This window comes from Candidatus Magnetobacterium casense, from assembly GCF_019173545.1.
Classification (GTDB): Bacteria; Nitrospirota; Thermodesulfovibrionia; order Thermodesulfovibrionales; family Magnetobacteriaceae; genus Magnetobacterium; species Magnetobacterium cryptolimnobacter.
Genome location: NZ_JABXWD010000114.1, coordinates 1 through 9,663 on the forward strand (window position 1 = coordinate 1; position 9,663 = coordinate 9,663).

A 9,663-nucleotide genomic window follows, 5' to 3' on the forward strand; every position below is an offset into this window, starting at 1 on the left:
TAAGCGGTGTTGGACAGAGAAAACTTCAAAACTACGGAAGGGCTTTTATCAATGAGATACGTGCATATCTGGCCGAGCAGAAGGAATAGGCAGCGCTCCAGTCCGGCGTGGTCACATCGCTTAAGCACAGTAACAATGCCATACTATGAAAATATAAAAGTGCCCTAAATGCCGGCAACCACGGTTAATTGTGGTGCTACCCAAAAACGGAGCATTGACGTAAATGAATGGTTTTTAAGAAAAAGAATAGAAAGAAGGTTAGAATGGACATAGAGGCTTTATTAATGGAAATCACAAGGCGGATCGCCACTATGTTTGATCCGGAGCGGATAATCCTGTTTGGTTCTTATGCCGGTGGAACAGCGACATCGGATAGTGACATTGATCTTATGATTGTCATGCGGACAAGTGAGATGCCCCACAAACGGGCAGTTTCTATAAGACGGATTCTAAGGGATATCGATATCCCCAAGGATATTGTTGTCAGGACACCGGAGGAGTTTGAGCAATTTAAGGACATTGTAGGTACGTTGATCTATCCCGCAGCGCACAGAGGAAGGGTACTCTATGAAAGGCGATAAGCTTGATGTTGTCAGGGCATGGCTGCAGAAGGCAGAAAACGACCTTATTACAGCCAAGCACACCATGAAGCTCGAAAAACCGCCATGCGATACGGTCTGTTTTCATGCCCAACAATGTGCAGAGAAATACATCAAGGGGTATCTTACCTACATTGAGAAAGAGTTTCCAAAGACACACTCCATAGAAGACCTGATCCTGCTCTGCCGAGATATCTGTCCTTCCATAGAATTGGAAGCGGACGGTGCAGAAGTCCTCTCAAGCTACAGCGTTGAAGTTCGGTATCCCAGTGAGGTTTATTATGAAATTCCACGAGAGGATGCCGAAGAAGCAATCGCAATCGCTCTAAAAATAAGGGCTGTTATATTAAATGCACTTCAAGACAAATTATAAAATGAATGATCACATCAGGTAACACCACAATCAACCGGTAGCACTCCATTTAAGCGTGGTCATGTTGCTCAAGCATAGTGATAATGCCATATTATGAATGGATAAAAGTGGCATAGATCCCGGCAAGCATGGTTGATTGTGGTGCTATCCAAAAACGGCGCATTGGCGTAAATGTGATTTCCGTTTTTTTAATGCTATAATAGTCGTATGATGTTACGGAAGTTGTCTTTCACGCCGTCTCTCAACGTTAAGTTGATAGCGATGATGTTGTCTCTGATGGCAATAATCATCACCCTGCTTGTGCTCTTTAACTATCAACTGGAGCAAAGCCTCCTGATGAAGATAGAGCGTCAGACGGATGAACTCACCAAGGCCATCCAGATAGGGGTGGAGGAGGTCACGGGTTCCGGGGTTACCGATGAGGCAAGGCTCTCAAAGTACCTCCAAAAACTCAACAAGAAAGGCTTAAAGGAGATAACGATAATCAGCAACGACAGCGAAGTGCTTGCAAGCACCAATATATCGAAGGTGGGCGCACGCATTTCGCACAGGAAAAAAGAGCTCGTCATCAAGGCCGAACTCGGTGAGCACGTTACGGATGAGGGCAGGGCATATAACGTCATCATCCCGGTCATAGCCGACGGTGTGCAGTACGGCTACATTCATCTGCAAATAAACAAGGACGACTTCTCCGACCTGATTAAGGCAAACACCATTAAAAGGACAATCTTAACGCTTGTTGTATTTGGCATAGGCATGGGGATCGTCATAATATTTTCCAGGCGCTATACGGACCCCATCAAGAGGCTGGCCGATGCCTCCCTGCGTGTCTCTGCCGGAGACCTCACCCAATCCATACCCGTGTTGAGCCGTGATGAAATCGGCAAGCTATCCGAGAGCTTTAACTACATGGTGCAGAGGCTCAGGGAGAGTCGCTCCATCGAGGAACGCCTCAGAGAGGCCGAACACCTGTCGGGGTTGGGGCAGTTGTCGCGCAACATAGCACACGAAATACGCAATCCGTTGAATTTCATAAACCTCAGTATCGGCTACATCGAGGACAAATACAGGCCGGCAGAGACGGAGAGTGTCGCAAAGTTTACCAGCCTCATCAGTGGCATCAAACATGAGGTACAGCGCCTTAATCAACTGGTGACCGATTTCCTGGAATACAGCAGGCCACTGAAATTCAGCATCCAGAAGGTCAGGGTCAACCCCATGCTGGAGGACGTGCTGGCCCTCGTGTGGGCCAAGGCGGAGGCAGACGGCATACAAATAATCAGGGAGTTCGACCACTGTGACGTCACGGTAGAGGTAGACCCGGCACTCTTTAAGTCATGTATACTCAACGTCATCGTCAACGCCTTTAACGCGATGTCCGAAAGCAGGAAGGATGGCAATGCACTACGGCTTACCTCAGACCTGTCAGACAACGATTATCTGCTGACAATTACCGACAACGGCGTGGGATTGTCTCAGGAACTGATATCAAAGGTGTTTGAGCCTTTTTTCTCAACCAAGCCGAACCATCCCGGGCTTGGCCTTCCGATGACCAGGCGGGTGATGGAGGAGCTTGGGGGGCGGGTCGAGTTTCACAGCGTAGAGGGAGAGGGGTGCAGCGTCAAGTTATTTTTGCCCTGCCCATGTGAATAGATTATGGCAGTTATAATAGTTATAGACGACGAACCCCTGCAGCGGGACATCCTTAAAACAATCCTGGAGGATGAGGGCTACGAGGTCTACAGTGCATCATCTGCCGAGGAAGGTTTGCACATGATAACCACGCTCCTGCCCGATGTGGTTATAACGGACCTCAAGATGGGCGGCATGAGCGGCATACAACTGCTGGACGCCCTGCCCGCCGGGTTGTCAAGACCGGCGGTTATCGTGATCACCGCCTATGGGACAATTACCAGCGCCGTGGACGCCATAAAAAAAGGCGCCTTTGACTACCTCACAAAACCCCTGGACAAGGACGTCATCCTGCTGATAGTCAAAAAGGCCATCGAACGTATAGACCTCCTGCGGGAAAACCAAAGGCTGCGTCACGAACTCTATGACAAGTTCAGCATAGAGGGCATTGTGGGCACTTCAAAGCGCATAAAGGATGTCATGGAGGTTGTCCGCAAGATAACAACGGTAAACGTTACAGTCCTGGTGTACGGCGAAAGTGGTACGGGAAAGGAGCTTATAGCCAGGGCGATTCACTACAACAGCCCCCGGCGCACGGCCCCCTTTACGGCCATTAACTGTGCCGCCCTGCCCGATAATCTCATCGAAAGCGAGTTGTTTGGTTACGAGCCTGGCGCCTTCACGGGGGCAACTCACCGCAAAATTGGACTATTTGAATCGACCTCCGGCGGGACGCTGTTTCTGGATGAGATCGGTGACATGCCCCTTATAACGCAGACAAAGCTCCTGCGAGTGCTCCAGGACAAGGAGGTGCGGAGATTGGGCGGCAAAGACAGCATCAAGGTCGATGTCAGGATCATCGCCGCTACAAACAAGGACCTCGAACGGGAGATCGAAAAAGCCACCTTCAGGGACGACTTGTATTACAGGCTTAAGGTGGTGACCGTCCGTCTGCCTTCCCTGGCGCAGAGGAAGGATGACATACCGCAGCTCATTCAGCACTTTCTGGACAAGTACAACAAGGAGTTTGACAGACAGATCAGGGGCGTGGAACGCTCCGCCCTGAGGATGCTCATGGATTATCACTGGCCGGGCAACATCCGCCAACTTGGCTCCGTCGTTGAGCGGGCAGTCCTCATGGCTGACACGGAGCTTATAACCACCGATGACATCAAGGATGAGTTAAGCGTATCAACAACAGGCACGGCCTTTAACATAGAGATTCCACAGGAGGGGATCAACTTCGAGGAACTGGAGAAAACCCTCCTAAAAAAGGCCATGGCTCAGGCAAACAACGTAGCAGCAAAGGCCGCCAGACTCCTGGGGATGAGCTACAAGACCTTCTGGTACAGGTTTGAGAAGTTTGGCCTCAATCACCCCGATAAGCAGTAGGCAGAAGGGTAAAACCTAACAGGATTTTTTACAGCAAGATTTTTTTTGTTGTCATCCGCTGGTGTCTTCGTATATAATAAATACTAAAGGATAAGGTATGTCATACGTATACATGAATGATTTTCTCTATTATGTAATAAAGCCTGACGAAAAAAGAGGCAATAATGTCCTTGTGTATTGCTCAGGGGTTAACGTCAGTCGTTTTCTTCCGCTGACGGCAGGCAGGCATCGGTTGGGTCAAAATCCGGCCGTTAAGGGCTTGCAGTCGTCAAACCTTGAGGTGCGGTCTTTCGTGCTCTCTAGGGGGGCCACTTTACGCTCTGTCAGAGGCGATGACTGTAGCGGAATTGTCACCGGCAATGACCTGTGGAACTCGGAGTTGTTTCTAATCGAGAATGCCCCGTCATCATTACCCCCCGAGGTAGTTCGGTTTGCCGTGTTAAACCTCTTGGGTATCGTGCTGCCGGCATGTCTGCCAAATGTCAAACTACCCCCGCTGCCCCAGGAGTTCCCCACGCCGGAGCAGTTGCAGGACTATCTGCAATCGCTGACTTAAGGCAAGGAGGGAAGGCATCCTGCCTTGAAAAATGCGTTGAGGTATCCCGCCTGCCTTGCCTGTTTTACCCTTCGTGATACTTAATGCAGGACTATGAAAACGTAGCATCACGGCAACCGGTGGGCCGGATCATGGCGGCATTGTATTTTTCCTGATGGCCGTGATACACTATCTAAATGGCAGTATGTTCTCCTTTTAGCCTAGAATCTTTGTTGCTATATGTTAGCGCAAAGAGTAGTGAAAAACAAGTATCTGTTCAGGAGTGTTGCAAGAGTCTGAAGGGTTTGCTTTATGGCACTAATTGACAAATACGGAAAGGGCAGAATACACTTACCTTATAAAAAAATATCGGAGGCTAATAAATGACCAAAGTTGATGAGCTATGTATAAACACAATCAGAATGCTGTCTATAGATGCGGTGCAGAAGGCTAACTCCGGACACCCGGGGATGCCTATGGGGGATGCCGATATGACATACGTGTTGTGGACTAAGTTTTTAAGACACAATCCACGTGACCCGCACTGGCACAACAGAGACAGGTTTATTCTGTCGGCGGGGCATGGCTCAATGCTCCTGTACTCGCTGCTATATCTGACGGGACACAAGATTACGCTTGAGGATATAAAGGCGTTCAGGCAGTTTGACAGTAACACCCCGGGACATCCTGAGTACAACGTCGATCACGGTGTAGAGGTATCCACGGGGCCTCTGGGGTATGGTTTTGCCACGGGGGTAGGGATGGCTATGGCCCAGAAATATCTGGCCGACCTCTTTAACAAACCCGACTTGAAAATTATAGACTACAACATTTATGCAATCGTAAGCGACGGTGACGTCATGGAGGGCATATCCTATGAGGCGGCCTCTCTGGCAGGACACCTGCAGTTAGACAAGCTCGTTTACCTGTATTCGTTTAACAGCAATACCATAGACGGTTCAACAGACCTGACCTTTACCGAAGACGTGGGCAAGCGGTTTGAGGCATTAAGGTGGCACGTGCAACGCGTTGATGGCTACGACCTTGAGGCCATTGAGCAGGCCATAGACGCTGCAAGAAATGAACACACCATGCCCTCTATGATCATAGTCTATACGCACCTGGGCTACGGTAGTCCCAACAAACAGGACAACCCCGACATCCACGGCGCCCCCTTGGGTGAGGAGGAACTGCGTCTGACCAAGTCGCATTTTAATTGGCCTTCGGAACCCTTCCACGTCCCTGCTGAGGTCCTGGCACACTGTCGAACGGCAATAGACAGGGGACATGAGCTACAGCAGGCATGGTTGCGGCTGTTGAAGGAGTACGAGGCTAAATACCCCGCAGATTACGCCCGCTGGAAGGATGTGATGGCCGGTAAATTCGTCAATGGCTGGAAGGAAGCCTTGCCCGCCTACGGACTGGATTCCCCCATGGTAGCAACACGCACCGTATCGGGAAAGGTCCTCAACATCGTCAACGACTACATACCGCAGATGCTTGGAGGTTCGGCCGACCTTGCTCCGTCTAACATGACCTATCTGCCCAAGTACGACATCTTTGCACCGGGAAGGTCTTGCAAGAACATCCACTTTGGCGTCCGGGAGTTCTCCATGGCGGCCATCACGACGGGCATGGCCCTGAGTCACTCCCTCATCCCGTACTGTGGCACCTACCTGGTGTTTTCCAGCTACATGATGGCAGCCATAAGGATGTCTGCCCTGATGAAGGCCAGGGTGCTGTATATCCTCACGCACGACTCCATTGGTGTGGGCGAGGACGGTCCCAGTCACCACCCAATTGAGCAGATTACGGCGTTGCGGGCCATACCGGACCTCACGGTGATCAGACCCGCTGATGCCAACGAAACCGTAACGGCCCTGCGCTATATCCTGGAACATCCAAATGGCCCGGTGGCGCTTATTCTGACCAGACAGGCCGTACCGGTTATCGACCGGGTGAGGTACAACTCACACGAGGGCCTGACAAAAGGCGCCTACGTCCTTGCCGATTCCGGGGCGCACCCAGACCTGATAATCATGGCTTCCGGTTCGGAGGTGCATTTGGCCATCGGGGCATACGAGCAGTTGTCGAAGGAGTCGGTTGCCGTCAGGGTGGTCAGCGTGCCGTCTTTTGAGCTTTTTGAGCAGCAGTCCGCTCAATACAAAGAGTCGGTTCTGCCCATTGACGTTGAACACAGGATAGCCATTGAGGCAGGGGCAACCCTTGGCTGGTATAAGTACGTCGGTCTCAGGGGCAAGGTGATCGGGATAGACAGGTTTGGTATTTCGGCGCCCTCAAAGCACCTCTTTGAGTACTTTGGCCTGACCGTTAATAATGTCCTCAAAACGGCATCGGAACTCCTAAAGGGGTAAGATTAAGGAGGGGGACATGCTGTGTCACACACATAGATCATCCTGACCTCCCTGTTTTTCTTCATATTGCCCTTCTTAATCTCCCTCCCCTTGCGGGAGGGATACCCCTCATTTTACGAAAGAGCCTTAAATTTCGGTAACCACGGTTAATTGTGGTGCTACCACTGAGGTAATAGTTCAGCACCCCGTCGTAATACCTTCTAAATGAGGTCTTAAATTCTTTTGCACTTTATCGGCAATTCAACATAATCCTGCAGTCGTGTCGTAATCCCTTCTAAATGAGGTCTTAATTCTTTTCTTCAGGGCGCAAACCTTCGGTGGGCAAAACTTCGGTCGTAATCCCTTCTAAATGAGGTCTTAATTCTTTTATATCGACGCTAAAAGTCCGTCAGGCATCGATCGTCGTAATCCCTTCTAAATGAGGTCTTAATTCTTTTGGACCTGCAGGGTACGATTTGGGCAGGATATACGGAGTCGTAATCCCTTCTAAATGAGGTCTTAATTCTTTTGGAGAAAATAGGAGGATATATGAACGTATTCGTCGTAATCCCTTCTAAATGAGGTCTTAATTCTTTTTCTGTGGAGTCGACCTACAGTGGGCAAACCTGTCGTAATCCCTTCTAAATGAGGTCTTAATTCTTTTTTCGCCATCAGCGTATTGGACAGGAACGACGTCGTAATCCCTTCTAAATGAGGTCTTAATTCTTTTGCGCCGACTTGCAGGAGGCCGACTTGCAGGAGGGTCGTAATCCCTTCTAAATGAGGTCTTAATTCTTTTATAACAGCAGAACACATTAGGGCAATTGGGGTTGGTCGTAATCCCTTCTAAATGAGGTCTTAATTCTTTTGCGGAGGTCAACAAGTGAAAAAGTGCGGTAAGGTCGTAATCCCTTCTAAATGAGGTCTTAATTCTTTTTTTAGGAGGATACAAGATGCGCAATAAAAAAGGTCGTAATCCCTTCTAAATGAGGTCTTAATTCTTTTGGGTTGAAGGTTCAATCCAGGCTCAGGTAAACGGTCGTAATCCCTTCTAAATGAGGTCTTAATTCTTTTGCGGGGCGCCGACCTTTGGGGGGCCAACCTGCAGTCGTAATCCCTTCTAAATGAGGTCTTAATTCTTTTGAATGCTGATAGAAATAGCGCAAAGGAGTTAGTCGTAATCCCTTCTAAATGAGGTCTTAATTCTTTTCAGGTGCAGTACCGACTTAGCAAAGAGGCCGCCGTCGTAATCCCTTCTAAATGAGGTCTTAATTCTTTTAAAAACAGATAGAATCAGGTTTACGGATTGACGGTCGTAATCCCTTCTAAATGAGGTCTTAATTCTTTTGGAGGCACAGTGCAAAGTACAACTGAAACAGGTCGTAATCCCTTCTAAATGAGGTCTTAATTCTTTTGTATATTGCTTTTGCAATCGAAAAGGAAAGCAACGTCGTAATCCCTTCTAAATGAGGTCTTAATTCTTTTCTCGTAATTTCTACAATCAGATTAAAACCTTTGAGTCGTAATCCCTTCTAAATGAGGTCTTAATTCTTTTGTTGGACGCTTTAGCAAGTCAAGACTCTCGTAAGTCGTAATCCCTTCTAAATGAGGTCTTAATTCTTTTGTAAACATATTGTTTTTTAAGCACCCCAAGACGGTGAGTCGTAATCCCTTCTAAATGAGGTCTTAATTCTTTTGATGCGGCTAACGCAAGGTGGCACAAAAGGTACAATAGTCGTAATCCCTTCTAAATGAGGTCTTAATTCTTTTGTGGTTGGGCGATTGTGTACCGTAAGGATCGCAGTCGTAATCCCTTCTAAATGAGGTCTTAATTCTTTTGGCGACGTCTTTGACTTCATCGTCAACACAACAGGTCGTAATCCCTTCTAAATGAGGTCTTAATTCTTTTACCCTCCATAAATTTCCTTAACAATAACAATGACTTAGAGACAGGGTTGCACAACTTTATCCCTTCCTTATAAGTTACTGTTAAGTCTGTTCTGTAGACTATCATCGTTTTCAAAGAATAAAGATAAGATAACATTTTTTATAGTTGGTTTGCAACAGTGTATTTTCCAAGACCAAAACTTGTACCCTTTCCTACATGCAGTACCTCACCTGCCTTAACTATTGAGTAGAAAGGCTCTATGTCCCCTCTGTATGTTATAGTGCCTGTGAGGCCACCCATCTTCATATGCGTTTTCTGCCTGCTTGAGTACCGCTGCCAATCCCACCACTCTAACTTATCTTCCAGGATTGAAACATATGCCGCATTGTCTATTATCTCCTTGTGATTCCACAATAATTCCGGCTCTTTACAGTGAAAGCAATGAAGGAGATATATCCTGCGCATTAAGGCCCTTAGCAAGATGTGAAACTCCAGCTTGACCACCATATCTCTGTTAAATAGAATCCTAACAGGAGTTATAAACCTCAACTTGAGATCCCTATGAGGGGACTTGGCGAACCCGAAGGTCTCAGAGATATGTAACTCCTCTGGCAATCCAGGATTTATATGACCATCATCAATGTTGTAAACTGTCCTCTTATCATCACTTACGTTAATTAATATGTACTTGCCCCTGCCCGCGCCAAGACCAATCTTGCCAAGCTCAATAAATGCTAAGATGAAGTATGGCAGGTATTGTCCTGCCTTGCCTATCAATATTAGGTTAAACCTTCATGAATAGGAGCACTATTCGCCCCCGCCCATGAAAATTGCGAGAGCCTTATGCATTGTGCCCTGGTTCTACTGCTCTTGACAGTTTTTTCATTCAA

At 47.9% G+C, this 9,663-nt stretch carries 7 protein-coding genes and 1 CRISPR repeat array; of the genes, 6 read left to right on the plus strand and 1 reads right to left on the minus strand.

Going from position 1 to position 9,663, the window contains the following annotated elements; translation table 11 throughout:
- Positions 1 to 227: 227 nt before the first annotated feature.
- The 6 genes from HWQ67_RS07880 (at position 228) to tkt (ending at position 6,906) form a co-directional block, all read left to right on the plus strand.
- Complete coding sequence (locus tag HWQ67_RS07880; RefSeq protein ID WP_218252137.1) at positions 228 to 581, plus strand: nucleotidyltransferase domain-containing protein; 354 nt, start codon at positions 228 to 230, stop codon at positions 579 to 581.
- Entirely contained in the window at positions 568 to 972 is a 405-nt protein-coding gene (locus HWQ67_RS07885; RefSeq protein WP_218252138.1) for a HEPN domain-containing protein, read from the plus strand. Before HWQ67_RS07880 ends, HWQ67_RS07885 begins: the two co-directional genes overlap by 14 nt.
- A gap of 207 nt (positions 973 to 1,179) precedes the next feature.
- Positions 1,180 to 2,625, plus strand: a complete 1,446-nt coding sequence (locus HWQ67_RS07890; protein WP_218252139.1) for a sensor histidine kinase — start codon at positions 1,180 to 1,182, stop codon at positions 2,623 to 2,625.
- 3 nt (positions 2,626 to 2,628) lie between these two features.
- Complete coding sequence (locus tag HWQ67_RS07895; protein WP_218252140.1) at positions 2,629 to 3,996, plus strand: sigma-54-dependent transcriptional regulator; 1,368 nt, start codon at positions 2,629 to 2,631, stop codon at positions 3,994 to 3,996.
- Positions 3,997 to 4,093: 97 nt separating this feature from the next.
- Positions 4,094 to 4,552: a hypothetical protein gene (locus HWQ67_RS07900; protein ID WP_218252141.1), complete on the plus strand. Its 459-nt coding sequence runs from the start codon at positions 4,094 to 4,096 to the stop codon at positions 4,550 to 4,552.
- A gap of 362 nt (positions 4,553 to 4,914) precedes the next feature.
- Entirely contained in the window at positions 4,915 to 6,906 is a 1,992-nt protein-coding gene (gene tkt, locus HWQ67_RS07905; protein WP_218252142.1) for a transketolase, read from the plus strand.
- A gap of 187 nt (positions 6,907 to 7,093) precedes the next feature.
- Positions 7,094 to 8,794: a CRISPR direct-repeat array (repeat unit 36 nt; unit sequence GTCGTAATCCCTTCTAAATGAGGTCTTAATTCTTTT).
- A gap of 138 nt (positions 8,795 to 8,932) precedes the next feature.
- On the opposite strand, the gene cas6 is transcribed toward tkt, so the two are convergent.
- Positions 8,933 to 9,550: a CRISPR system precrRNA processing endoribonuclease RAMP protein Cas6 gene (gene cas6 / locus HWQ67_RS07910; RefSeq protein ID WP_218252143.1), complete on the minus strand. Its 618-nt coding sequence runs from the start codon at positions 9,548 to 9,550 to the stop codon at positions 8,933 to 8,935.
- Positions 9,551 to 9,663: the final 113 nt, after the last annotated feature.

Bases quoted from the DNA above. Each gene is read 5' to 3' on its own strand.
- HWQ67_RS07890 (WP_218252139.1), top strand. From the start codon at position 1,180: ATGATGTTACGGAAGTTGTCTTTCACGCCGTCTCTCAACGTTAAGTTG.
- HWQ67_RS07885 (WP_218252138.1), top strand. From the start codon at position 568: ATGAAAGGCGATAAGCTTGATGTTGTCAGGGCATGGCTGCAGAAGGCA.
- HWQ67_RS07900 (WP_218252141.1), top strand. From the start codon at position 4,094: ATGTCATACGTATACATGAATGATTTTCTCTATTATGTAATAAAGCCT.
- HWQ67_RS07880 (WP_218252137.1), top strand. From the start codon at position 228: ATGGTTTTTAAGAAAAAGAATAGAAAGAAGGTTAGAATGGACATAGAG.
- HWQ67_RS07895 (WP_218252140.1), top strand. From the start codon at position 2,629: ATGGCAGTTATAATAGTTATAGACGACGAACCCCTGCAGCGGGACATC.
- tkt (WP_218252142.1), top strand. From the start codon at position 4,915: ATGACCAAAGTTGATGAGCTATGTATAAACACAATCAGAATGCTGTCT.